Source organism: Pseudomonas sp. S5D5 (genome assembly GCF_003013355.1).
Classification (GTDB): Bacteria; Pseudomonadota; Gammaproteobacteria; order Pseudomonadales; family Pseudomonadaceae; genus Aquipseudomonas; species Aquipseudomonas aylmerensis.
The window spans coordinates 156010-180520 of sequence record NZ_PTEO01000001.1 but is presented as its reverse complement, the minus strand read 5'-3'; the positions used below and the strand labels follow the sequence as shown (position 1 = coordinate 180520).

Sequence of the window (24511 nt, the reverse complement as noted above, 5' to 3'; positions counted from 1 at the left end):
ACCTCAGGCGCGCGCCCTGCGCTGCTCGGCATCCAGGCAGATCACCCGGCGCCGGGCATCATCGGCGGAGCGCCATTCACGGATGTCTTCTACGTGGCGGAAGCAACCAAGGCAGACTTTATGCTCGTCCAGGCGACACAAACTGATACAAGGTGACGGTACCGCCGGGCTGACGTTACTGAACAGCGGCTTCGGCGGGCGGACAGGTACAGGCTGGGTCACGGTCAGATCTCGTCGAAATCCAGCTCGGCGCCGGTATATTCGTGGACCAGGCGCGCGACCATCTCGCCCAACAGCTCTTCACTCTTGTCACACTGCCATTTGCCGCTTTCTTCTTCGTAGTCGAAGTGCACGCCACCGGAGCGCGCCGCCAGCCACAGCTGACGCAGCGGCTCCTGGCGGCTGAAGATCAACTGCTGGCCGCTCTCGAACTTGACGGTCAGCACGCCGGCCGAGTTTTCCAGGTCCACGTCCAGGCCGCTGTCGTCGAAAATATCTTCCAGTGCCTGCTGGGTCGAATCCACCAGGTCGTGAAAACGGGCTTCGGTCAAACTCATTGTGGCAACCTCAAAAGTGTCTGGTTTTGCTCAAGCGCCGCACGATACGGGCGAGCCCCGCCGATTGCAAAGGATACCGATTTCATCACGATCGACGGAATGAAATATCCCCATCGAGCGTAGGACGTTTCCCGACTATCTCGGCAAACCCCCGCTGGACGGGTATTCCAGCGCATAGGCAAGCTGGCGGGTGGTCGGTATACTCGGGCGCAATTAATGCATATTCAAGGATTTCGCCATGAAGCGCCTGATCTCTTCCCTTGCTGCGCTCGTCGCGGTCGCCTGCCTCGTTAGTGCCTGTGGTCAAAAAGGCCCGCTGTACCTGCCCGATGACAGCAAAGATCCGAATGAACAGGCGCAATCGTCGCAAAAACCCGCTAAAGCGCATAAGCACGACACCTACTAAGGGAAGATCATGGACGCTTTTAACTACCGGGACGGCGAGCTGTTCGCGGAAGGCGTGGCGTTGTCCGCGATTGCCGAGCGCTTTGGTACCCCGACCTACGTGTACTCGCGCGCGCATATCGAAGCGCAGTACCGCTCGTTCACCGACCCGCTGAACGGCGTGCCGCACCTGGTGTGCTACGCGGTGAAAGCCAACTCCAACCTCGGCGTACTGAATGTCCTGGCGCGCCTGGGCGCTGGTTTCGACATCGTGTCGCGTGGCGAGCTGGAACGAGTACTGGCCGCTGGCGGCCAGGCTGACAAGATCGTGTTCTCCGGCGTCGGCAAGAGCCGCGAAGATATGCGCCGCGCCCTGGAAGTGGGCGTGCACTGCTTCAACGTCGAATCCACCGATGAGCTGGAACGCCTGCAGACCGTGGCCGCCGAGATGGGCGTTCGCGCGCCGATTTCCCTGCGCGTCAACCCGGACGTCGACGCCGGCACCCACCCGTACATTTCCACCGGTCTCAAAGAGAACAAGTTCGGCATCGCCATTGCCGACGCCGAGGACGTGTACATCCGCGCCGCCCAGCTGCCGAACCTGGAAGTATTGGGTGTCGATTGCCACATCGGTTCGCAACTGACCACCCTGCCACCGTTCCTGGATGCCCTCGACCGCCTGTTGGCGTTGATCGATCGCCTGGGCGAGTGCGGCATCTACCTGCACCACATCGATCTGGGTGGTGGTGTCGGCGTACGTTATCGCGACGAAGAACCGCCGCTGATTGCCGACTACATCCAGGCCGTGCGGGAGCGCACCGAAGGCCGCGACCTGACGCTGATGTTCGAGCCGGGCCGCTACATCGTCGCCAACGCCAGCGTGCTGCTGACCCAGGTCGAGTACCTCAAGCACACCGAGCACAAGGATTTCGCCATCGTCGACGCGGCGATGAACGACCTGATCCGCCCGGCGCTGTACCAGGCCTGGATGGACGTCACTGCCGTGAAACCTCGCGACAGCGCCCCGCGCACCTACGACATCGTCGGCCCGATCTGCGAGACCGGCGACTTCCTGGCCAAGGACCGCCAGCTCGCACTGGAGGAAGGCGACTTGCTGGCCGTGCATTCGGCCGGTGCCTACGGGTTTGTCATGAGTTCCAACTACAACACCCGCGGCCGTGCCGCCGAGGTGCTGGTGGACGGTGATCAAGCGTTCGAAGTGCGTCGCCGCGAGACGGTAGCCGAGTTGTATGCTGGCGAAAGCCTGCTGCCGGAGTAAGCCATGCTGCTGCGTTTTACCAAGATGCACGGGCTGGGCAATGATTTCATGGTCCTCGACCTGGTCAGCCAGCACGCGCACATCCTGCCCAAGCACGCTAAACAGTGGGGCGACCGGCATACCGGGATTGGCTTCGACCAATTGCTGATCGTCGAGGCACCGAGCAACCCGGAGGTGGACTTCCGTTACCGGATCTTCAACTCCGACGGTTCCGAAGTGGAACAGTGCGGCAACGGTGCGCGCTGCTTCGCCCGCTTTGTGCTGGACAAGCGCCTGACCGCCAAGCGGCAGATTCGCGTCGAGACCAAGAGCGGCGTGATCGAGCTGGATATCCGCAGCGACGGCCAGATCAGCGTCAACATGGGCGCCCCTCGCCTGGTGCCGGCGGACATTCCGTTCCAGGCCACCGAGCAGGCCACCAGCTACGCGCTGGACGTGGAAGGCAAGACTGTCGATATCGCCGCGGTGTCCATGGGCAACCCCCATGCCGTACTGCGAGTCAACGACATCAACAACGCGCCCGTGCATGAATTGGGGCCGAAGATCGAACACCACCCGCGCTTTCCGGCACGGGTCAACGTGGGCTTCCTGCAGGTGATCGACCGTACCCGCGCGCAATTGCGTGTGTGGGAACGCGGCGCCGGCGAAACCCAGGCCTGCGGTACCGGTGCTTGCGCCGCTGCCGTGGCCGCGATCAGCCAGGGGTGGATGGATTCGCCGCTGCTGATCGACCTGCCCGGTGGACGCCTGTCCATCGAATGGGCAGGCCCTGGCCACCCGGTGATGATGACCGGGCCGGCCTCGCGTGTATACGAAGGACAGGTCCGTCTATGAGTGAGCAAAGCTAATGACCGATAAGCCTCAAGTACCCGCACAAGCTACCCCGAGCGACAGTCTGGAGGCCGCTGCCGTCGCGGCGTACCTTGAGGCGAATCCGCATTTCTTCGTCGAGCACGAAGAGCTGCTGCCGGCCCTGCGCATCCCTCACCAGCGCGGCGATACCGTGTCGCTGGTGGAGCGGCAGATGAAGATCCTGCGCGAGCGTAATATCGAAATGCGCCATCGGCTCTCGCAGTTGATGGACGTGGCCCGCGACAACGACCGCCTTTTCGACAAGACCCGCCGCCTGATTCTCACCCTGATGGACGCCACCAGCCTGGAAGAAACGGTGATCGCCGTCGAAGACAGCCTGCGCCAGGACTTCCAGGTGCCCTTTGTCAGCCTGATCCTGTTCAGCGACAACCCGATGCCGGTGGGTCGCTGGGTCAGCGGTGGCGATGCGCAAACCGCGATCGGCGGCCTGTTGTCCGAAGGCAAGACCATCAGCGGTACCTTGCGCGAGCACGAACTGGACTTCCTGTTTGGCGCCGAACAGCGCAAACAGATCGGCTCCACCGCCGTGGTCGCGCTCAGCCATCAAGGCCTGCACGGCGTACTGGCCATCGCCAGCCGTGACCCGCAACACTACAAAAGCTCGGTAGGCACGCTGTTCCTGACCTATATCGCCGAAGTGCTGGGCCGGGTATTACCGCGCTTTACCACCGCCCTGCGCGCGGTGCGCTAGCCATGGAACGGCAACTGGACGCTTATTGCGCTCACCTGCGCAACGAGCGCCAGGTGTCGCCCCATACCCTGGAAGCTTATCGACGGGACTTGAACAAGGTCCTGGCGTACTGCGAAAAACACCAGATCAGCAGCTGGAAAGCCTTGGATATCCAGGGCCTGCGCAGCCTGATCGCGCGCCTGCACCAGCAGGGCCAGTCCTCGCGCAGCCTGTCGCGCCTGCTGTCGGCGGTGCGCGGCCTCTATCACTACCTCAATCGCGAAGGCCTGTGCGACCACGACCCGGCCAACGGCCTGTCCCCGCCCAAGGGCGAGCGGCGCCTGCCCAAGACCCTCGACACCGATCGCGCCCTGCAACTGCTGGAGGGTGCGGTAGAGGATGACTTCCTCGCCCACCGCGACCAGGCGATCCTCGAGCTGTTTTATTCCTCTGGCCTGCGCCTGTCGGAGCTGACCGGCCTCAACCTGGATCAACTGGACCTGGCGGACGGCCTGGTGCAAGTGCTTGGCAAAGGCAGCAAGACCCGCGTGCTGCCGGTCGGCAGGAAGGCCCGCGAGGCGCTGCAACTCTGGTTGCCGCTACGCGCCCTGGCCAACCCGGTGGACGACGCCGTGTTTATCAGCCAGCAAGGTCGGCGCCTGGGGCCTCGGGCCATTCAGGTGCGGGTCAAGGCTGCCGGCGAGCGCGAGCTGGGCCAGAACCTGCATCCGCATATGCTGCGGCACTCCTTTGCCAGCCATCTGCTGGAATCGTCCCAGGACCTGCGCGCGGTACAAGAGCTGCTCGGCCACTCCGATATCAAGACTACGCAGATCTATACCCACCTCGACTTCCAGCACCTGGCAACGGTGTACGACAGCGCCCATCCACGGGCCAAACGCATCAAGGGCGGCGACTCATGAGTATCAAGCTGATCACCTTCGACCTGGACGACACACTCTGGGACAACGTACCCGTCATCATCAGCGCCGAGGCGTCGATGCGCGAATGGCTGGCGGTGAACGCCGCCAAGGTCGGCGACTTGCCCCTGGAGCATTTCGCCAAGCTGCGCCAACACGTGCTGGAGCGTCATCCCGAGCTGAAATACCGCATCAGCATCCTGCGCCACCGGGTGTTGATGCACGCCTTTGAAGAGGCCGGTTATCCACAGCCCGAGGCCACGGAAATGGCCGATGTATGCTTCGAGGCGTTCATCCACGCACGCCACCAGCTCAGCGTATTCCCGGAAGCCGAGCCGATGCTGCAAGCCTTGCGCCAGCACTTTTTGCTGGGGGTGATCACCAATGGCAATGCTGATGTGCAGCGCGTGGGCCTGGCGGACTACTTTCACTTTGCCCTGCGCGCCGAAGATGTCGGCATCGCGAAGCCGGATGCGCGATTGTTTCAGGAAGCGTTGCAGCGCGGTGGCGTGGATGCCAGTAAGGCGGTGCACGTGGGCGACCACCCGGGTGATGACATCGCCGGGGCGCAGCAGGCGGGCCTGCGTGCGGTGTGGTTCAACCCGACAGGCAAGCCGTGGGAAGGTGAAAAGCGCCCGGATGCCGAGATTCGCAGCTTGACCGAACTGCCGCCACTGCTGCGCAGTTGGCATACACACTGAAGCCAGCGCCCACACAGGAATGCGGTGGGCCAGCCAGTTTGCTACAGGCATGAAAAAGCCCGCAGCGACGGCGGGCTCTTTCAGCAAGCAGGTGGCAGACCTCAGATAGGTCGGCTGCCGTACTTGTTATCTGGCTTCTTCGGTGGATCTGCCACCACGTTGGCCTCGACTTCCTGCACTTTGCCGCCTTTAGCGAGGAATTCTTCCATCGCACGGGCCAGCGCATCGCGCTCTTTGTTCTTGGCCTCGACGCTCGGCAGTTCGTCTACCGAAACAGCAGCCTTGGCCTTGCCCTTGGCAGCCGGAACAGGCGCATCATCGCCACCGTCGTCGTCAGCAACGTCTTCAGCCGCCGCTTCAAGACCTTCTTCGGTGTCGTCTTCGTCACCTACTTCCAGTTCGTCGTTTTCCAGATCATCGTCGCTCATGTTCTACCTCATGACTTGCGAAAAGCAGATTAGTTATAGCCCAGCTTCACCCTCTGTCGAGGTCGCCGGAAAAAAATCAACATCCACTGGATAACCAGTGGCTTATGCCCCATCACCGTGCAGAGTGGCGAGGACTTTACGAGCACCGCCATGATCACGGTGCTCGCCCAGATAAACACCTTGCCAGGTCCCCATCGCCAAGCGGCCGTTCTTTACCGGCAAACTCAGCTGGCAGCCCAGGAGACTGGCCTTGAAGTGCGCCGGCAGATCGTCCGGGCCTTCGTCGTTGTGCTCGAATCCTGCCCGGCCTTGCGGCACCAGCGAATTGAAGAAACGCTCGAAGTCACGACGAACCGCCGGGTCGGCATTCTCGTTGACGGTCAACGAGGCCGAGGTGTGCTGCAGCCACAGATGCAACAGGCCCACGCGACATGCCTTCAATTCAGGCAGGCCGGCAAGTAACTCGTCGGTTACCAGGTGAAAGCCCCGGGGCTTTGCCCGCAGGGTGATCAGGGTCTGTTGCCACATACAGTTCTCCGCCCATCGGCGCGCATTCTAGCGCGCTCTGGGAAAAAACAAAGTGCCGAATACGCCTACATGCCTGTAAGACATTCGCACGCTGGAAAGTGCCGCGTGCGCCCCATCACAAACTGGGCGCAAAAACCGACACAGCTTGTTATGACTGACAAACGCCAGGCAAAAAAATGCCCGGCAAGCCGGGCATCTTTTTTTCGCGTACTTACAAGTTGTAGCCGCGCTCGTTGTGTTGCGCCAGGTCGAGGCCGACCGCCTCTTCTTCTTCGGTCACACGCAGGCCCATCACCACGTCCAGCACCTTGAGGATGATGAAGGTCACGATGGCTGTGTAGATCACAGTGAAGCCGACGCCTTTGCACTGGATCCAGACTTGCGCCGCGATGTCAGTGGTGGCCGCGTTGAAGCCGCCCAGCGAAGGGGCAGCGAACACGCCGGTCAGGATCGCGCCGAGGATACCGCCGATACCGTGTACGCCGAAGGCGTCCAGGGAGTCGTCGTAGCCCAGCTTGCGTTTCAGCGTCGTGGCGCAGAAGAAGCACACCACACCGGCAGCCAGACCGATCACCAGGGCGCCCATCGGGCCCACGGTGCCAGCAGCTGGCGTGATTGCCACCAGGCCAGCGACCACACCCGAGGCAATGCCCAGTGCGCTTGGCTTACCGTGGGTGACCCACTCGGCGAACATCCAGCCCAGCGCTGCAGCAGCGGTAGCGATCTGGGTGACCAGCATCGCCATGCCGGCAGTGCCGTTGGCTGCCGCTGCGGAGCCGGCGTTGAAGCCGAACCAGCCGACCCACAGCATCGCGGCACCCACCAGGGTGTAACCGAGGTTGTGCGGCGCCATTGGAGTGGTCGGGAAGCCTTTGCGCTTGCCGAGTACCAGGCACGCCACCAGGCCAGCCACACCGGCGTTGATGTGCACCACGGTGCCGCCTGCGAAGTCCAGCACGCCCCAGTCGCCCAGCAACGAACCCGGGCCGCCCCAGACCATGTGGGCAATCGGTGCGTAGACCAGGGTGAACCAGACGCCCATGAAGATCAGCATCGCGGAGAATTTCATACGCTCGGCGAAGGCACCGACGATCAGCGCCGGGGTGATGATCGCGAAGGTCATCTGGAAGGTGACGAACACCGCCTCAGGGAACAGCGCCGCAGGGCCGGTGATGCTCGCAGGGGTCACGCCCGACAGGAACAACTTGGACAAGCCGCCGACGAACGAGTTGAAGTTGACGACGCCCGCTTCCATCCCGGTGGTGTCGAACGCCATGCTGTAGCCGTACACGAACCACAGGATGGTGATCAGGCCGGTGATGGCGAAGCACTGCATCATCACGGAAAGAATGTTTTTGGAACGCACCATGCCGCCGTAGAACAGCGCCAGGCCTGGAATGGTCATGAACAGCACCAGCGCAGTGGATGTGAGCATCCATGCAGTGTCGCCGGAATTGAGGACTGGAGCAGCCACTTCGTCTGCCGCCATGGCCAGGCTGGGCATTACGATGGACAACAGGGCTCCGAGCCCTGCGAATTTACGCAGAGTCATATTGTTTTCTCCTGGGGCGTTGGGGTTTGGCGGCTTAGATTGCGTCGGTATCGGTTTCGCCGGTACGGATGCGAATAGCCTGTTCCAGATTGACCACGAAGATCTTGCCGTCACCGATCTTGCCGGTGTTGGCGGCCTTGGTTATCGCCTCGATAACCCGGTCAAGATCCTTGTCGTCAATGGCGACATCAATCTTCACCTTCGGCAGGAAATCGACCACGTATTCCGCGCCGCGATACAGCTCGGTGTGACCCTTCTGCCGACCGAAGCCTTTGACCTCAGTAACGGTAATGCCCTGCACGCCGATCTCGGACAACGACTCGCGTACATCGTCCAACTTGAACGGCTTGATGATGGCAGTGACTAGCTTCATGAAAACTCTCTCCCGAATTGGTGGACTTGCCCCAGGAAAACAAACCCGTCTCAAGTCTAAGCGCAGTGCCTGGCTTTGTAACGCGTCGTCGCAAGGGCAATTGCCGTGGCGACGCCAGCGAACCACTGGTGACGAAACCTGTACCCCTGATCCGTCGGCGCACTGCATTCGTCACAGCGACTGCATCAGTGCATGGGTCATGATCGTCTAAGCAGAAACCTTGCCAGCTCCGTAAAAATCACTGAAATCAGTCCTTTGCTCACTTATGCCCACCTGCGGGGCTTTCTGGCGAACGCAATGCGCACAAAAACAGTGCGTCGCCCTACGGCCAGCTGCGCGAAAAGCGTGCGCGGCAGGCCGTGAAAATCACTATAGACGCTGCGTGATACACTGCCGGCCAACAGTTTTCCGGAATATTTCCCATGCTCGCGCCCAAAGATCTCCTCGATGCCCTGAGCGGCCACGCCTCTCGCCTGTTCAGCGGCGACACCCCGCTGCCCCGCAATGAAATCGAAAGCCAGTTCAAGGCGCTGCTGCAAAGCGGCTTCAGCAAACTCGACCTGGTGAGCCGCGAAGAGTTTGATAGCCAGATGGTCGTGCTGGCCCGCACACGTGCACGGTTGGAGAGCCTGGAAGCCAAAGTGGCTGAGCTGGAAGCGCGGTTGACACCCCCGGCCGAGTAACTGACGCAACGGGGTCAAAATGTGGCAGCAGGCTTGCCCGCGAATGCAGTCTGTCAGACATGCAGATGCTGGCAAATCCAGCGCTTTCGCGAGCTAGCCTGCTCCCACATTTGTTCTGCCTCGTTCTCTGGATACGTTCTGTAAAACCTCCACGCCCCGCTCTATTCCACCTCGTCTACCCTTGAAAAACCGCAGGAAGCGGCCCTCCCTTTCAAGGAACGAGCATGTCCCTCGCCATTGTCCACAGCCGCGCCCAAATTGGCGTCGAAGCCCCTGCCGTCACCGTCGAAGTGCATATGGCCAATGGGCTGCCGTCCCTGACTCTGGTGGGTTTACCGGAAACCGCAGTCAAGGAAAGCAAGGATCGTGTACGCAGTGCCATTCTCAATTCAGCGCTGAAATACCCCGACCGCCGGATCACCCTCAACCTCGCGCCCGCCGACCTGCCCAAGGACGGCGGGCGTTTTGATCTGGCGATTGCCTTGGGGATCCTGGCGGCCAGCGTGCAGGTGCCGGCGCTGACCCTGGATAACGTGGAATGCCTGGGCGAACTGGCACTGTCCGGCGCGGTGCGAGCGGTGAAAGGCGTGCTGCCCGCGGCGCTGGCAGCACGCAAGGCCGGACGCACCGTGATAGTGCCTCGGGCGAATGCCGAGGAAGCGTGCCTGGCGTCCGGGCTGACGGTGATTGCAGTCGACCATTTGCTCCAAGTGGTGGCACACCTGAATGGGCATGCGCCGATTGAGCCCTACAAGTCCGATGGACTGCTGTACCTGAACAAGCCGTACCCGGACCTGAGCGAAGTGCAAGGCCAGTCAATGGCCAAGCGTGCACTACTGGTTGCCGCTGCAGGCGCGCACAACCTGTTGCTGAGCGGACCGCCCGGCACCGGTAAGACCTTGCTCGCCAGCCGCCTGCCTGGGTTATTGCCCCCGTTGAGCGAACAGGAAGCCCTGGAAGTGGCAGCGATTCAGTCAGTGGTCAGCCTCGCGCCGCTGAGCCATTGGCCGCACCGACCGTTTCGTCAGCCGCACCACTCTGCATCAGGCCCGGCCTTGGTGGGCGGCGGCTCGAAGCCGCAGCCGGGGGAGATCACCCTGGCCCATCACGGGGTGTTGTTCCTGGATGAGTTGCCGGAGTTTGATCGCAAGGTCCTGGAGGTGCTGCGCGAGCCCCTTGAATCGGGGCATATCGTGATTTCTCGCGCCCGCGACCGGGTGAGTTTTCCGGCGCGCTTTCAACTGGTGGCGGCGATGAACCCCTGCCCCTGCGGCTACATGGGCGATCCCAGCGGGCGCTGTCGGTGCACGCCGGAGCAGATTCAGCGCTATCGCAACAAACTCTCCGGGCCGCTGCTGGACCGGATCGACTTGCACGTCACCGTCGCCCGGGAGACCACCGCGCTGAACCCGGCCCTGCAGGATGGCGATAACACGGCGAAGGCATCGGCGCAGGTTGCCGAATCCCGGGAGCGTCAGCTGAAGCGCCAGGGCTGCGCCAATGCCTTCCTGGATCTACCGGGGCTGCGCAAGCATTGCACGCTGGCAAAGGTCGACGAAAGCTGGCTGGAGACCGCTTGCGAGCGACTGACATTGTCGCTGCGCGCGGCCCACCGGCTGCTCAAGGTAGCGCGCACGCTGGCGGACCTGGAACAAGCAGACACTATCGCTCGCCATCACCTGCAAGAGGCGCTGCAATATCGTCCGGCAGCGATCACCTGAGCCTGTTGAGCATCAGCAGGGCCTGGGCAGGAAGTGTGCGCAAATCCAGTTTCAGCGAAACCGATCCACCTCATGCCGCAAGCTCGCTGCCAGCGTCTCCAGCTCTTTGGCCGTAATCGCCAGGTTCGACACCACTTCACGCTGCTCGCTGTTGGCCAGCGCAATGCTCTGCAAGTTGCTGCTGAGCAAGGTCGCGGTGCTGCTCTGCTCCTGGGTGGCGGTGGTGATCGCGGCAAACTGCTGGCCGGCCGAGCGGCTCTGTTCGTCGATCCGTGCCAGGGCCGAGGCTACGTCGGCGTTGCGCGACAGGCCTTCCTGCATCAACACATTGCCGTGCTCCATGGTGCTGATGGCATTGCCGGTTTCCTGCTGGATACTCTGGATCATCCCGGAAATCTCATCAGTGGCCTGGCGGGTACGCGACGCCAGGTTGCGCACTTCATCGGCGACCACGGCAAACCCGCGGCCCTGTTCACCGGCCCGAGCGGCTTCGATGGCGGCGTTGAGTGCCAGCAGGTTGGTCTGTTCGGCGATCGAGGTGATCACGCCGACGATCCCGCCGATTTCCTGGGAGCGCTGGCCGAGGGTGTTGATCACCGTGGCGGTGCTGTTCAGCGCAGTGGCGATGTGCTCAAGCGACGACGACGCCTCTTGCATCGAGGTACGGCCAATCCGGGTCTGCTGCGCATTTTCCTGCGCCAGGCGTTCGGTATTGCCCATGTTGTCGGCGATGTTCAGCGAGGTGGCGCTGAACTCTTCCACCGCGCCGGCCATGCTGGTGATTTCGCCCGACTGTTGCTCCATGCCCTCATAGGCCCCGCCGGACAAACCGGACAAGGCCTGGGCACGGCTATTAACTTCTTCGGCTGCGCTGCGAATGTGCGAGACCATGGTCGACAGCGCCTCGCCCATCTGGTTGAAGCTGCGTGCCAACTGGCCGATTTCGTCATGGCTGGACACGTTCAAGCGGGCACTCAAATCACCGGCACCCAAGGCCTCGGCCTGACTCACCAGATCACTCAACGGCTGCAGTTTGCTGCGCAACAGCCACACCGCCGCGCCGACCGCGAACAGCATCGCCAGCACGCTGCCGATCACCAGGCGGATACCCACGGCCCAGGTGACTTCGCGGATCTCAGCCTTGGGCATGCTCGCAACCACCGACCACGGGCCGCCTTCGAAGGGTACCGAGACGCTGTAGAAGTCTTCGTTCTTGTCGCTCCAGAAACGGCCCTCGCCCGGCTTCTTCGCCAGGTCGAGCATCACCGGGATTGCCTGATCCAGTGCCTGCACACCAGCGGGCGGCACCAGCCAGCGCTTCTGTTCGTCCAACAACGCGAGGGAGCCGGTCTTGCCGATGCGGAAGCGCTTGAGGTTTTCGAATTGGGCATTCTGCGCGTCGGTGTAGTCGAAGCCGACAAACAGCACCGCGATCACCTTGCCGGCCGCGTCGCGCACCGGTGTGTACTGGGTCATGTAGGAACGTTCGAACAGCACCGCACGGCCCACATAATTCTGCCCGGCAAGCAGGCGCTGATACGCCGGGTGCTGATGGTCCAGCACCGTGCCGATGGCGCGACTGCCATCCTGCTTGGTCAAGGACGTGCTGACACGGATGAAGTCTTCGCCACTGCGCACAAACACCGTGGCCACGCCGCCGGAGGTGTCCTTGAATTCATCGACCTCATCGAAATCGTTGTTCAACACGTCATTGCCCAGGTACAGGCCTGGCGTCTGCATCCCGGCGACGGTAACCGGTTGATCCGCATGCACGCTCAACCCGGCGCCGAAGCGCTTTTCAAACAGCCCGCTCAAGCGCTGGGTACTTTCGCGCAAGGTGCTGTGGAAGGTGTTGAGTTGATCGGCGAGCAGCCGCGCCTCGCTGGCCAGGTGCTCTTCGCGGGTGTCGAGGTTGGCGGAGTCCAGGGAACGCAAGGCGAATACCGTACTACCGCTGATGACAACAGCCAGTATCACGGCTAATGCGAGGCCTAACTGTGAGGCAATCCGGGCGCGAGGTTGAGACATGACGGCTCCTGGCCGAGGCCAGGATCATCCTGATCTCATAGCGCTGCTCGGCAAATTATCTGATGGGAAACGTTGGTGCACGATGGTTCCAACACACCTACTTCGGCGGACGCGGGAAATACTTGAGCGAATCACAGGGGTATCTCGCAAACGGTTGCGCGCCCGTGCCTCGGGCCACTCAATCGAGGCGCTCGACCGGTGGTAAAACCATCGCCCGCACTTCGCCCTGTAGGAAGTCTGCCAGCCGGCGCAAACGCTCGCCGCCGGGGCGGGTCTTCGGCCACACCAGGTAATAATTTTCACCACTGGCCACGGCGGTCGGCCACGGCAGGCTCAACCGCCCTTGGGCCACGTCCTCAGCCACCATCAGCAAGTCGCCCATCGACACGCCGTAGCCTCGCGCGGCAGCGATCATGCCCAGCTCGAGGGTATCGAACACCTGCCCGCCCTTGAGCGACACCTGGGATGACAACCCCATGCGCTCCAGCCAATTGCGCCAATCGCGCCGGTCCGGCGTGGGGTGCAGCAACTCGGCGGTGGCCAGCCGGGCGGCATCCCAGGGCCCATCCGCCAACAGGTTCGGGGCGCCGACGGGGATCAACAGTTCAGGAAACAGGTAGCTGGCCTCCCAGTCCGCCGGGAAATGCCCGTAGCTCAGCAGCACCGCGCAGTCGAAGGGCTCCTGGTTGAAGTCCACCTCGTCCACGCTCATCCAGGCACTGGTCAATTGCACTTCGTTGCCCGGCTGCAACGCCCGAAAACGGCTGAGCCGTGCGAGCAGCCAACGCATGGTCAGGGTCGACGGCGCCTTCATGCGCAGGATGTCATCTTCGGCGTTCAGGGTATGGCAGGCGCGTTCCAGCGCGGCGAAGCCCTCGCGCACCCCAGGCAACAACAGGCGCGCGGCTTCGGTGAGCTGCAGGTTGCGGCCGCTGCGCTGGAACAACCGGCAGGCGAAGTGCTCTTCGAGGGTGCGGATATGTCGGCTCACCGCACTTTGGGTGATCGACAGCTCCTCGGCCGCACGGGTGAAGGAGTTGTGTCGGGAAGCGGCCTCAAAGGCACGCAACGCGTAAAGCGGAGGAAGACGACGAGACATAGGGAAAGCTCCGACAGCGCAATGCCAAAACCCTACCAGAATCAAACAGGCATGAGTTTTAATCATGCAAGCGATCGCATTTATCCCTTTGTGCAATGCGCTGGGAGCGCCGAGAATCAACCCTCCCCCAACCCTCTGACTTTTTGAGCGTGATGATCATGCAGCATCCGGCACGTACCGAACTCTGGGCCATTCTGCGGCTGTCAGGGCCGTTGATTGCCTCACAGTTGGCGCACATGCTGATGGTGCTGACCGACACCCTGATGATGGCGCGCCTGAGCCCCGAGGCCCTGGCCGGTGGCGGCCTGGGTGCGGCGAGCTATTCATTCGTGTCGATTTTCTGCATCGGCGTGATTGCCGCCGTGGGCACCCTGGTCGCCATCCGCCACGGCGCGGGCGATATCGAAGGCGCCACCCGCCTGACCCAGGCCGGGCTGTGGCTCGCGTGGCTGATGGCCCTGGCGGCCGGTTTGCTGCTGTGGAACCTCAAGCCGGTTTTGCTGATGTTTGGCCAGACCGAAACCAACGTGCACGCTGCAGGGCAGTTCCTGACGATCCTGCCGTTCGCGTTGCCGGGCTTCTTGAGCTTCATGGCCTTGCGCGGTTTCACCAGCGCGATTGGCAAGGCGAAGCCGGTGATGGTCATCAGCCTCGGCGGCGCGGTGGCCAACTACCTGCTCAACCACGCATTGATCGAAGGCATGTTCGGCCTGCCGAAACTGGGCCTGATGGGCATCGGCCTGGTCACGGCCCTCGTCGCCAATGGCATGGCGTTGGCGTTGATGGTGTACATCCACCGCAATCGCACCTATGCCGCCTACCCGCTGAGCACCGGCCTGCTGCGCCTCAACACCCAGTACCTGCGGGAGTTGTGGCGCCTCGGCCTGCCGATTGGGGGCACCTATGCGGTGGAAGTCGGGCTGTTTGCCTTCGCCGCACTGTGCATGGGCACGATGGGCAGCACCCAGCTGGCCGCGCACCAGGTCGCGTTGCAAATTGTCTCGGTGGCTTTCATGGTGCCGGCGGGGATGTCCTACGCGGTGACCATGCGTATCGGCCAACATTACGGCGCCGGGCAGTTGCTGCATGCACGCCTGGCCGGTCGCGTCGGCATCGGATTTGGCGCAGCGGTGATGTTGGGATTCGCCGCAGTGCTGTGGCTGTTTTCCGTTCCACTGATCGGACTGTTGATCGACCCCAACGACCCGGCGTTCCACGACGTGATCGTCCTGGCCGTCAGCCTGCTGGCCGTGGCCGCATGGTTTGAACTGTTCGACGGCGTGCAAACCATCGCCATGGGCTGCATTCGCGGGCTGAAAGACGCCAAGACCACCTTTCTGATCGGCGCGGGTTGCTATTGGTTGATCGGCGCTCCGTCGGCCTGGCTGATGGCCTTCACCCTTGGCTGGGGGCCGACCGGTGTGTGGTGGGGGCTGGCGCTGGGCCTCGCATGTGCGGCGCTCAGCCTGACCTGGGCGTTTGAGGCGAAGATGAAGCGCATGATTCGGCAGGAGCCGCAGACCTACAGCTCCCTGCAGGCTGCCCAGGCGGACTGAAGGCTGCATGGATCAATGCAGGAGCTGGCAAGCCAGCTCCTACAGTTGGTGGGGTTCGAGACTCGATTCAGCCCAGCAAGGCCTGCTGGCCTTTGCCGAAGGTCAGGTACTCCACAAGCTCCGGCAATGGCAGCGGTTTGCTGATCAGGTAACCCTGGGCCTGGTCGCAGCCGAACAAGCGCAGCAACGCCAGCTGCTCAGGAGTTTCCACACCTTCAGCCACCACTTCCAGGTTGAGGTTGTGCGCCAGGTTGATCATCGCGTGCACCAGCTTGCGGTTCTCTTCGCGCTCTTCCATGCCGCCGACAAAGCTTTTGTCGATCTTCAGCAAGGCGATCGGCAGGCTGTTGAGGTGCACGAAGGATGAGAAACCGGTGCCGAAATCATCCAGGGAAAACCGCACGCCCAAGCGGCCAAGGGCGTCCATGGTCTGCTTGACCAGGTCACTGCGGCGCATCACGGCGGTTTCGGTGAGTTCGAATTCCAGCCATTGCGCTTCCACTCCGCGCTCACTGATCAGCCGGCTGAGGGTCGAGAGCAACTGACTGTCCTGGAACTGGCGAAATGACAGATTGACCGCCATGTGCAACGGCGGCAGGCCGCGTTCACGCAGGTCCTGCATGTCACGCAGGGCCCGGGAAATCACCCAGTAACCCAGTGGCACAATCAACCCGCTCTGCTCGGCGAGCGGTACGAACTCGCTGGGCGGCAACAGGCCGCGCTCGCCGTGGCGCCAGCGCACCAGGGCTTCGAGGCCGACGATATGGCCGTCGTCCAGGTCCAGGCGAGGCTGGTAGTGCAGCTCCAACTCGTCGCGGCGCAAGGCGCGACGCAGCTCGGTTTCCAGGTCGGCCAGGCTGCGCGCGTTGCGGTTGATGCGTTCGTTGAAGATATGAAAGGTGCAGCCCTGGGTGCTCTTGGCTTGTTGCATGGCGATATGCGCGTGCCACATCAGCGGGTCTGCACCGGCGCGTGCGCGGGCATGCGCGACGCCCAGGCTGCAGCCGATCAGCAGGCTTTCGCCATCCACCCAGTAGGGCTCGGCCATCACTTCGGTGATGCGCTCGGCCATCCACTCGGCACGCTGGGGTGCGCGGCGGGTGTCGATCAGCAGGGCGAATTCATCGCTGCCGAGGCGCGCGAGTTGGTCGCCCGCTTCTAGCTGGCTCTTGAGCCGCGAGACCACTTGCAGGATCAGGCGGTCACCGGCCTGGTGGCCGAGGGCGTCGTTGGCATGGCGAAAATTATCGAGGTCCAGGTGACCGAGGGCCAGGCCGCGACCTTCATTCTCGGCCAGCCGCGCAGCCAGCAGGGTCTGGAAGCCCTGGCGATTGGCGATACCGGTCAGCGGGTCCTGTTCGGCTAGGCGCTGCAGGGTATTTTCCAGCAGGCCGCGCTCGCGAACGTGGCGCAGGCAGCGGCGCAAGGTGTCGGCGTCCAATACCGCACGAACCAGCCAGTCACTGACGCCCAGGGGCGAAACCAGGGGTTCCTGCTCCAGCAACAACACGCACGGCAGGCTGCAACGGCCAGGGCCGGGTTGCAGGCTGGGCGTGGTCAATAGAACGGCGCTGTGATCGTCATCGAACAGACGACTCACGGACTCCCAGTTTGGTGCGCTGATCAGCACAGCCCCATCGCCCATCGGCGCCAGGCACTCGCGCAACAACGCTGCCCACGCTGGCTCATCGGCCAGTAGCAGCAAACGCAAGGGTTCGACAGGCGTAGACAAGCTAGCTCCCTAGACTCTGCAAAATTTCGTTGGCGGCGGGCATTATGACGTGCGGCCTGATAATCACCAATGATAGGGGTTATCAAATACGCCATCTGTAAAGGTTAGTGGCAGCTAATCACAAAAAGCCTCCGACATCCTGCGGCAAAGTATCAAAACCGGCAAATTTAGATCGAGTGGTACGTCACACTGTCGTTCTGACAGAGCAGAATCCTGCCAGCCTGTTAAAATGCCCGCCCTTTTGAACAACGACTCCCTGAATTCTGTATGTCCCGACTCAATCCCCGGCAGCAAGAAGCCGTGAACTACGTCGGCGGCCCTCTATTGGTGCTCGCCGGCGCAGGCTCCGGCAAGACCAGCGTGATCACCCGCAAGATCGCGCACCTGATCCAGCAGTGCGGCATCCGCGCCCAGTACATCGTCGCCATGACCTTTACCAACAAGGCGGCGCGGGAAATGAAAGAGCGTGTCGGCACCCTGCTCAAGGGTGGCGAAGGCCGTGGCCTCACCGTGTGTACCTTCCACAACCTGGGGCTGAACATCATCCGCAAGGAGCATGTGCGGCTGGGCTACAAGCCGGGCTTCTCGATCTTCGACGAGACCGACGTCAAGGCCTTGATGACCGACATCATGCAGAAGGAATACGCGGGCGACGACGGCGTCGACGAGATCAAGAACATGATCGGCGCCTGGAAAAACGACCTGATCCTGCCCGCCGAAGCCCTGGAAGCCGCGCGCAACCCCAAGGAGCAGACCGCCGCCATTGTCTATACCCACTACCAGCGCACGCTCAAGGCGTTCAACGCGGTGGACTTCGACGACTTGATCCTGCTGCCGGTGAAGCTGTTCCAGGAGCACGCCGACATCCTCGAAAAGTGGCAGAACAAGGTGCGCTACCTGCTGGTGGACGAATACCAGGACACCAACGCCAGCCAATACCTGCTGGTGAAGCTGCTGATCGGCACGCGCAACCAGTTCACCGTGGTCGGCGACGATGACCAGTCGATCTACGCCTGGCGCGGCGCCCGCCCGGAAAACCTGATGCTGCTCAAGGACGACTACCCGTCCCTGAAAGTGGTGATGCTGGAGCAGAACTACCGCTCCACCAGCCGCATCCTGCGCTGCGCCAACGTGCTGATCTCGAACAACCCCCACGAGTTTGAAAAACAACTGTGGAGCGAGATGGGTCATGGCGACGAGATCCGCGTGATCCGCTGCCGCAACGAAGACGCCGAAGCCGAGCGCGTGGCCGTCGAGATCCTCAGCCTGCACCTGCGCACCGACCGGCCGTACAGCGACTTCGCGATCCTGTATCGCGGCAACTACCAGGCCAAGCTGATCGAGCTGAAACTGCAGCACCACCAGGTGCCGTATCGCCTGTCAGGCGGCAACAGCTTCTTCGGACGCCAGGAAGTGAAAGACCTGATGGCCTACTTCCGGCTGATCGTGAACCCGGACGACGACAACGCCTTCCTGCGGGTGATCAACGTCCCACGCAGGGAAATCGGTTCGACTACCCTGGAAAAGCTCGGCAACTACGCCACCGAACGCAAGATTTCGATGTACGCCGCCACCGATGAAATCGGCCTGGGCGAACACCTGGACTCGCGCTTCACCGATCGCCTGTCGCGCTTCAAGCGCTTCATGGACAAGGTGCGCGAGCAGTGCGCCGGCGAAGACCCGATCAGCGCGCTGCGCAGCATGGTCATGGACATCGACTATGAGAACTGGCTGCGCACCAACAGCTCCAGCGACAAGGCCGCGGATTACCGCATGGGCAACGTCTGGTTCCTGATCGAAGCGCTGAAGAACACCCTGGAAAAAGACGAAGACGGCGAGATGACCGTCGAAGACGCCATCGGCAAACTGGTGCTGCGCGACATGCTCGAGCGCCAGCAGGAAGAAGAAGACGGCGCCGAAGGTGTGCAGATGATGACCTTGCATGCGTCCAAGGGCCTGGAATTCCCCTACGTGTTCATCATGGGCATGGAAGAGGAAATCCTCCCGCACCGCTCCAGCATCGAAGCCGACACCATCGAGGAAGAACGGCGCCTGGCCTACGTGGGCATTACCCGCGCGCGTCAGACGTTGGCCTTCACCTTTGCCGCCAAGCGCAAGCAATACGGCGAAATCATCGATTGTGCCCCCAGCCGGTTCCTCGATGAGCTGCCACCGGACGACCTCGCCTGGGAAGGCAATGACGACACCCCGACCGAGGTCAAGGCCGTTCGCGGCAACACCGCCCTGGCGGATATACGCGCGATGTTAAAGCGCTAGAATCGACTACTTTTTAATCTACTTTCGGCGCACAACGCGCCATTAGAGGAAGCTTTCCGTGGAAGCACTGCACAAGAAAATTCGCGAAGAAGGCATCGTGCTTTCCGATCAGGTACTCAAGGTCGACGCTTTTCTGAACCACCAGATCGACCCGGCGCTGATGAAACTGATCGGCGACGAATTCGCCGCGCTGTTCAAGGACTCGGGCATCACCAAGATCGTCACCATCGAAGCCTCCGGCATCGCCCCGGCGATCATGACCGGGCTGAACCTCGGCGTACCGGTGATCTTCGCGCGCAAGCAGCAATCACTGACCTTGACCGAAAACCTGCTGTCGGCGACGGTGTATTCCTTCACCAAGAAAACCGAAAGCACCGTCGCGATCTCGCCGCGTCACCTCACCAGCAGCGACCGCGTGCTGGTGATCGATGACTTCCTGGCCAACGGCAAGGCGTCCCAGGCGCTGATTTCGATCATCAAGCAGGCCGGCGCCACCGTGGCCGGCTTGGGGATTGTGATCGAGAAGTCGTTCCAGGGCGGCCGTGCGGAGCTGGATGCGCAGGGATACCGAGTGGAATCCCTGGCACGGGTCAAATCCCTCGCCGGTGGTGTGGTCACCTTCATCGAATAATCGCAAAACCGTGTAGGAGCCGGCTTGCCGGCTCCTACAGTAGGTTTGTGACGGGCTTTAGTGCGCGGTGGCTTGTAGGCCGGCCAGCAGCAAGCGCTGATACAAATCTTCTTTCAGCCCCTCCGGCTGATCCAGGCGCATCCGCTGCAGATGCTTGGGAAACGCCTCCGGCTCCGGCGCGTCCAACGCCGCCTTGCCCAGCTCCAGGATCTCCGTCAGCTTGAATTTGCTCTTGAGCCAATTCAATGCCCGCAGCAGGTCCCGCTCCTCGTCCGTGAAGTCACTGCCCAGCGGATATTCCGGAAACAGCCGACGATGCCGTGCCTGGATGGCCTTGAGGCGCTCCGGCGTGTTATCGCTGAAACGCGGGTCCAGCTCGAAATCCTTGGGCAACTTGCCGGCCTTTTGCGCCTGCTCGATCAAGTCAGCCTGGAAACGTGAGTCAGTGATGTTGAGCAAGGCCTCGATCACCTTGGCATCGGTCTGACCGCGCAGGTCGGCAATGCCGTACTCGGTAATGACGATATCGCGCAGGTGCCGCGGAATCGTGCAGTGGCCATACTCCCAGACGATATTCGAACTGACCTCCCCCGCCGACTCGCGCCAGCTGCGCAGGATCAGGATCGAACGCGCGCCTTCCAGCGCATGCCCCTGGGCCACGAAGTTGTACTGCCCGCCGACGCCGCTGAGCACGCGGCCATCTTCCAACTGGTCCGCCACCCCGGCGCCGAGCAACGTCACCATGATCGCGCTGTTGATAAACCGCGCGTCCTGGCGCTGCAGGCGCTTGAGGTCTTCCTGGCCATACAGCTCGTTGATGTAGCTGATGCGGGTCATGTTGAATTCCAGGCGCTTGGCGTGGGTCATTTCCTGCAGGCGCTGGTAAAAACTACGCGGCCCGAGGAAGAACCCGCCATGGATCGACACACCGTCGGGCTGCGCGGCATCATCGATCAGGCCGGCATTGGCCTGCTCCTGGGTCGCCACATCCGGGTACACCTTGCGCCGCACGATCCCGGCGTCAGCCAGCACCAGCAAGCCGTTGACGAACATTTCGCTGCAGCCATAAAGGCCACGGGCGAACGGATCGACGCCGCCTTCATGGCTGATCAGGGGCGCCCACTGGTACACATCCAGATCCGTCAGCAGCAAGCGGTAGGACTCGTTGTCGGCCTGGCGCGCCAACAGCGCAGCCGTCAGCGCATCGCCCATCGAGCCGATGCCGATCTGCAAGGTGCCACCATCACGTACCAGGGTGCTGGCATGCAGGCCGATAAAGTGATCCTGGAACCCCACCGGCATGTTCGGCGTGGAGAACAGCGTGGTGTTGTCCTTTTCGTCGAGCAGGTAGTCAAATTCGTCCATGCCCAACTCGGCATCACCGGGCATGTAGGGCAAATCGCTGTGCACCTGACCGACCACCAGGATGGTTTCCCCGGCGGCGCGGCGCTTGGCGATCATCGGCAACAGGTCGAGGGTGATATCGGGGTTGCAGCTCAGGCTCAGGCGATCAGGGTGTTCGGCGCTGCTCGCCACCAGTTGCGCCACCAGGTTCAGGCCGGCGGCGTTGATGTCGCGGGCCGCATGGCTGTAGTTGCTGCTGACGTAATCCTCTTGGGCCGAGGTGCTGTGAAGCAGGCTGCCGGGCTGCATGAAGAACTGCTGCACGTGGATATTTTTTGGAAGGCTGTCCTTCTGCAGGTCGGCGAGGAAGTCCAACTCAGGGTAATCGCCAAACACGCGTTCGATGAAGGGTTCGAGAAAACGCTTCTGCAGGCCGTCGCCCAAGGTCGGGCGGCCCAGGCTCAGCGCGGTGTAGATCGTCAGCGCTCGGTCCGGCAACTTGGCGATGCGCCGGTACAAGGCATTGGCAAACAGGTTCGGCTTGCCCAGCCCAAGGGGCATGCCCATGTGGATATGCGCCGGCAAGCGCGCCAGTACGTCGTCAACTGCTTGCTCGATTGAACACAACTGCACCATCCGACCCTCCTGAACATTCCATGATTAGGGGTTGGACAGAGAGTGGCGGGTCTTTGCTGCAAAGACCAGACTCGAAACACAAATTGCAGGCACAAAAAAGCCGCTCGTAAGCGGCATTTTTGGCGAAGATCGGCGGTTACAGGCCGGACATCTTCTTGATCGCGCCCTTCAGGTCGTCATCCGTGCAATCCGCGCAGGTGCCTTTAGGCGGCATGGCGTTGATGCCGGTGATGGCCTTGGCCAGGATGCCATCAAGGCCGCCCTGGTGATCGGCACGTTCTTTCCAGGCCGCGGTGTCGCCAATCTTCGGCGCGCCCAACAGGCCGGTGCCGTGGCAGGCGTTGCAGTGCTTGGCAATGATGTCGTCCGGCGTCTTCGCAGCGCCTCCGCCAGCGGTTACCGCCACTTCCATCCCTTTGCATTCCTGGCCCTGGACGCAGACTTGGCCGACCGGCTCCAGGCGTTTGGCAATTTCATCATTGGTCGCAGCTTGAGCGCTGACAGCCCATAGGGCCAGTACGGTTGCTGGTGCAGCCAGCATTTTCATAATTAGGTTCACGCGTTCACCCTCAATGGTGGCTATTCACGCCTGCGGCCACGGTTTCGCAGGCGGCGAAAGTATAACGGTTAGCCCGTCTGGCCGAAACAACCCTATTAAACAAAGGGAGATTCAGCCTCACGGAATACTGCCACGGGAACCTCTGCAACGCTGGCAGGGCGCCTCTATTGTTAAAAGTTCGCGGGTGTGGCTGCGCTGATTAGTCGCGCCGGCACGTCGAACGGGTTGCGAAAACGATGCGGCTTGGTGCTTTCAAAGTAGTAGCTATCGCCGGCTTCGAGCACAAAAGTTTCAAGACCGACCACCAGTTCCAGGCGACCTTCCACCAGAATCCCGGTTTCTTCGCCTTCGTGGGTGAGCATTTCTTCGCCCGTGTCGGCGCCCGGCGGGTAGATTTCGTTGAGAAAGGCAATGGCCCGGCTCGGGTGTGCGCGGCCGACCAGTTTCATGGTGACGGCGCCGTCAGAGATGTCGATCAGCTCATTGGCTTTATAGACGATCTGCGTCGGTATTTCCTGGAGGATCTCCTCGGAAAAGAACTCGACCATCGACATGGGGATGCCGCCCAGCACCTTGCGCAAGGAGCTGATCGAGGGGCTGACACTGTTTTTTTCGATCATCGAAATGGTGCTGTTGGTGACACCCGCGCGCTTGGCGAGCTCACGCTGGGAAAGACCCTTCAGTTTACGGATGGATTGCAGTCGTTCGCCGACGTCCAATGCAGGTGCCTCCTAGGATTCAGGCTTTGTTGTAGTTGAGCGTTATCATGGCGACAGCGTTCAGTATTTACAACACTTGGGCCTAAATCCCGGGCAGCGGCGTTCGTAGCGTGCGATCAAGCGCCGGAATAGAGCCTTGGCACCCGACGCAGGTTGCAGAAGATCTGGTAGGGAATGGTCTCGGCGGCGGTCGCGATATCACTCGCGAGGATGTTTTTACCCCACAGTTCCACCGTGGAACCCAGGCCCGCTTCAGGCACGTCGGTGAGGTCGATGCACAGCATGTCCATGGACACGCGCCCCAGCAACTGAGTGCGCTGCCCTGCCACCAGCACCGGCGTACCGGTCGGCGCATGGCGCGGGTAGCCATCGGCGTAACCCATGGCGACCACGCCGATGCGCATCGGTTTTGGCGTGATGAACTTGGCGCCATAGCCCACCGGCTCGCCGGCTGGCAGCTCGCGCACGCAGATGACTTTGGATTCCAGGGTCATCACCGGCTGCAAACGCGCGGCGATGGCCTGGTTTTCGCCAAACGGCGTCGCGCCGTAGAGCATGATGCCCGGGCGTACCCAATCGCTGGAGACATTCGGCCAACCCATCACCGCCGGCGAGTTGCGCAGGCTGACCTCGGCCGACAAGCCCTGGCGCGCCGCGTCGAACACCGCTACTTGTTCATTGCTGCGCACGCAATCGAGTTCATCGGCGCGGGCGAAGTGGCTCATCAATACAATCTTGGCCACTTTGCCGCTGGCCAGCAGGCGCTGGTAGGCCTCGTGGTAATCCTTGGGATGCAGGCCGACGCGGTGCATGCCCGAATCCAGCTTGAGCCACACGGTGAGCGGCTTGCTCAACACGGCCTGTTCGATTGCCTCCAATTGCCACAGCGAATGCACCACGCACCAGAAATCGTGCTCGATGATCAGCGGCAACTCGTCGGCTTCAAAAAAACCTTCGAGCAGCAACACCGGCGCACGAATGCCGCCAGCGCGCAGCTCCAATGCCTCCTCGATGCACGCCACGGCAAACCCATCCGCCTCGGCTTCCAACGCCTGGGCAACGCGAACGGCGCCATGGCCATAGGCATCCGCCTTGACCACGGCGAGGGCTTTTGCCCCGGTCACTTCACGGGCCAATTGGTAGTTGTGGCGCAGGGCTTCAAGGTCGATCAGGGCACGGGCAGGACGCATGGCGGCAGGCTTCTAGGCGGCAGAGTGAAGAAAAAACCGGCACCGACCAACCACTTCGGCACCGGGAGAGG

The 24511-nt window shown here is 62.0% G+C and carries 24 protein-coding genes; 11 read left to right on the top strand and 13 right to left on the bottom strand.

The window, feature by feature from the left end; translation table 11 throughout:
• Window positions 1-3 precede the first annotated feature (3 nt).
• Together C9990_RS00820 and cyaY are read right to left on the bottom strand one after the other, a co-directional pair.
• On the bottom strand, window positions 4-222 hold the full coding sequence (locus tag C9990_RS00820) for a DUF1289 domain-containing protein (RefSeq protein ID WP_106802310.1): 219 nt from the start codon (window positions 220-222) through the stop codon (window positions 4-6).
• 2 nt (window positions 223-224) lie between these two features.
• Entirely contained in the window at window positions 225-557 is a 333-nt protein-coding gene (gene cyaY / locus C9990_RS00815; RefSeq protein WP_065902433.1) for an iron donor protein CyaY, read from the bottom strand.
• Between the two features lie 238 nt (window positions 558-795).
• On the opposite strand from cyaY, the gene C9990_RS00810 reads away from it, so the two are divergent.
• Genes C9990_RS00810 through C9990_RS00785 form a run of 6 tightly spaced genes read left to right on the top strand, consistent with a single transcriptional unit; the run spans window position 796 to window position 5384 of the window.
• Window positions 796-963: a lipoprotein gene (locus C9990_RS00810; RefSeq protein ID WP_017845169.1), complete on the top strand. Its 168-nt coding sequence runs from the start codon at window positions 796-798 to the stop codon at window positions 961-963.
• Between the two features lie 9 nt (window positions 964-972).
• On the top strand, window positions 973-2220 hold the full coding sequence (gene lysA / locus C9990_RS00805) for a diaminopimelate decarboxylase (protein WP_106802309.1): 1248 nt from the start codon (window positions 973-975) through the stop codon (window positions 2218-2220).
• Window positions 2221-2223: 3 nt separating this feature from the next.
• Complete coding sequence (dapF, locus tag C9990_RS00800; RefSeq protein WP_106802308.1) at window positions 2224-3054, top strand: diaminopimelate epimerase; 831 nt, start codon at window positions 2224-2226, stop codon at window positions 3052-3054.
• A gap of 13 nt (window positions 3055-3067) precedes the next feature.
• Window positions 3068-3784 (top strand): DUF484 family protein, encoded by a 717-nt coding sequence (locus C9990_RS00795; protein WP_106802307.1) that lies wholly within the window; start codon window positions 3068-3070, stop codon window positions 3782-3784.
• 2 nt (window positions 3785-3786) lie between these two features.
• Complete coding sequence (gene xerC, locus C9990_RS00790) at window positions 3787-4686, top strand: tyrosine recombinase XerC (RefSeq protein WP_065902437.1); 900 nt, start codon at window positions 3787-3789, stop codon at window positions 4684-4686.
• Entirely contained in the window at window positions 4683-5384 is a 702-nt protein-coding gene (locus C9990_RS00785) for an HAD family hydrolase (RefSeq protein ID WP_065902439.1), read from the top strand. Before xerC ends, C9990_RS00785 begins: the two co-directional genes overlap by 4 nt.
• Window positions 5385-5485: 101 nt before the next feature.
• Here C9990_RS00785 and sutA read toward each other — a convergent pair whose 3' ends face one another.
• The 4 genes from sutA to glnK form a co-directional block, all read right to left on the bottom strand.
• Window positions 5486-5812 (bottom strand): transcriptional regulator SutA, encoded by a 327-nt coding sequence (gene sutA, locus C9990_RS00780; protein ID WP_015886504.1) that lies wholly within the window; start codon window positions 5810-5812, stop codon window positions 5486-5488.
• A 102-nt stretch (window positions 5813-5914) separates the two neighbouring features.
• Complete coding sequence (locus C9990_RS00775; protein WP_106802306.1) at window positions 5915-6340, bottom strand: secondary thiamine-phosphate synthase enzyme YjbQ; 426 nt, start codon at window positions 6338-6340, stop codon at window positions 5915-5917.
• A gap of 211 nt (window positions 6341-6551) precedes the next feature.
• Window positions 6552-7892 carry an ammonium transporter gene (locus tag C9990_RS00770; protein WP_065902443.1) on the bottom strand — a complete coding sequence of 447 codons (1341 nt, stop codon included), beginning with the start codon at window positions 7890-7892 and terminating at the stop codon, window positions 6552-6554.
• 34 nt (window positions 7893-7926) lie between these two features.
• The gene (gene glnK, locus C9990_RS00765) at window positions 7927-8265 is read right to left on the bottom strand and encodes a P-II family nitrogen regulator (protein ID WP_002555808.1); all 339 of its coding nucleotides are present in this window, start codon (window positions 8263-8265) and stop codon (window positions 7927-7929) included.
• Window positions 8266-8687: 422 nt separating this feature from the next.
• Here glnK and C9990_RS00760 point away from each other — a divergent pair, with 422 nt between their 5' ends.
• Entirely contained in the window at window positions 8688-8948 is a 261-nt protein-coding gene (locus C9990_RS00760) for an accessory factor UbiK family protein (RefSeq protein WP_027608312.1), read from the top strand.
• Between the two features lie 224 nt (window positions 8949-9172).
• A complete protein-coding gene (locus C9990_RS00755) occupies window positions 9173-10669 on the top strand; it encodes a YifB family Mg chelatase-like AAA ATPase (RefSeq protein ID WP_106802305.1) in 1497 nt (498 codons plus the stop codon).
• A 51-nt stretch (window positions 10670-10720) separates the two neighbouring features.
• Here the strand turns inward: C9990_RS00755 and C9990_RS00750 are convergent, their stop codons facing one another.
• Window positions 10721-12697 (bottom strand): methyl-accepting chemotaxis protein, encoded by a 1977-nt coding sequence (locus C9990_RS00750; RefSeq protein WP_065902449.1) that lies wholly within the window; start codon window positions 12695-12697, stop codon window positions 10721-10723.
• Between the two features lie 178 nt (window positions 12698-12875).
• Window positions 12876-13796: a LysR substrate-binding domain-containing protein gene (locus tag C9990_RS00745; protein WP_065902450.1), complete on the bottom strand. Its 921-nt coding sequence runs from the start codon at window positions 13794-13796 to the stop codon at window positions 12876-12878.
• A 152-nt stretch (window positions 13797-13948) separates the two neighbouring features.
• On the opposite strand from C9990_RS00745, the gene C9990_RS00740 reads away from it, so the two are divergent.
• The gene (locus C9990_RS00740) at window positions 13949-15352 is read left to right on the top strand and encodes a NorM family multidrug efflux MATE transporter (RefSeq protein WP_106802304.1); all 1404 of its coding nucleotides are present in this window, start codon (window positions 13949-13951) and stop codon (window positions 15350-15352) included.
• Between the two features lie 67 nt (window positions 15353-15419).
• Here C9990_RS00740 and C9990_RS00735 read toward each other — a convergent pair whose 3' ends face one another.
• Entirely contained in the window at window positions 15420-17084 is a 1665-nt protein-coding gene (locus C9990_RS00735; protein WP_065902454.1) for a bifunctional diguanylate cyclase/phosphodiesterase, read from the bottom strand.
• Between the two features lie 267 nt (window positions 17085-17351).
• Here C9990_RS00735 and rep point away from each other — a divergent pair, with 267 nt between their 5' ends.
• The gene (gene rep, locus C9990_RS00730; protein WP_065902456.1) at window positions 17352-19361 is read left to right on the top strand and encodes a DNA helicase Rep; all 2010 of its coding nucleotides are present in this window, start codon (window positions 17352-17354) and stop codon (window positions 19359-19361) included.
• Window positions 19362-19419: 58 nt separating this feature from the next.
• On the top strand, window positions 19420-19992 hold the full coding sequence (locus tag C9990_RS00725) for a xanthine phosphoribosyltransferase (protein ID WP_003195447.1): 573 nt from the start codon (window positions 19420-19422) through the stop codon (window positions 19990-19992).
• 57 nt (window positions 19993-20049) lie between these two features.
• Here C9990_RS00725 and C9990_RS00720 read toward each other — a convergent pair whose 3' ends face one another.
• The 4 genes from C9990_RS00720 to alr all read right to left on the bottom strand — a co-directional run bounded on the left by C9990_RS00720 (window position 20050) and on the right by alr (window position 24440).
• Window positions 20050-21972: an acetyl-CoA hydrolase/transferase C-terminal domain-containing protein gene (locus tag C9990_RS00720; RefSeq protein ID WP_106802303.1), complete on the bottom strand. Its 1923-nt coding sequence runs from the start codon at window positions 21970-21972 to the stop codon at window positions 20050-20052.
• Window positions 21973-22108: 136 nt separating this feature from the next.
• Window positions 22109-22519 carry a cytochrome c5 family protein gene (locus tag C9990_RS00715; protein WP_106802302.1) on the bottom strand — a complete coding sequence of 137 codons (411 nt, stop codon included), beginning with the start codon at window positions 22517-22519 and terminating at the stop codon, window positions 22109-22111.
• Window positions 22520-22701: 182 nt separating this feature from the next.
• Window positions 22702-23250 (bottom strand): cupin domain-containing protein, encoded by a 549-nt coding sequence (locus tag C9990_RS00710; protein WP_003176893.1) that lies wholly within the window; start codon window positions 23248-23250, stop codon window positions 22702-22704.
• A gap of 116 nt (window positions 23251-23366) precedes the next feature.
• On the bottom strand, window positions 23367-24440 hold the full coding sequence (alr, locus tag C9990_RS00705) for an alanine racemase (RefSeq protein WP_106802301.1): 1074 nt from the start codon (window positions 24438-24440) through the stop codon (window positions 23367-23369).
• Window positions 24441-24511 lie beyond the last annotated feature (71 nt).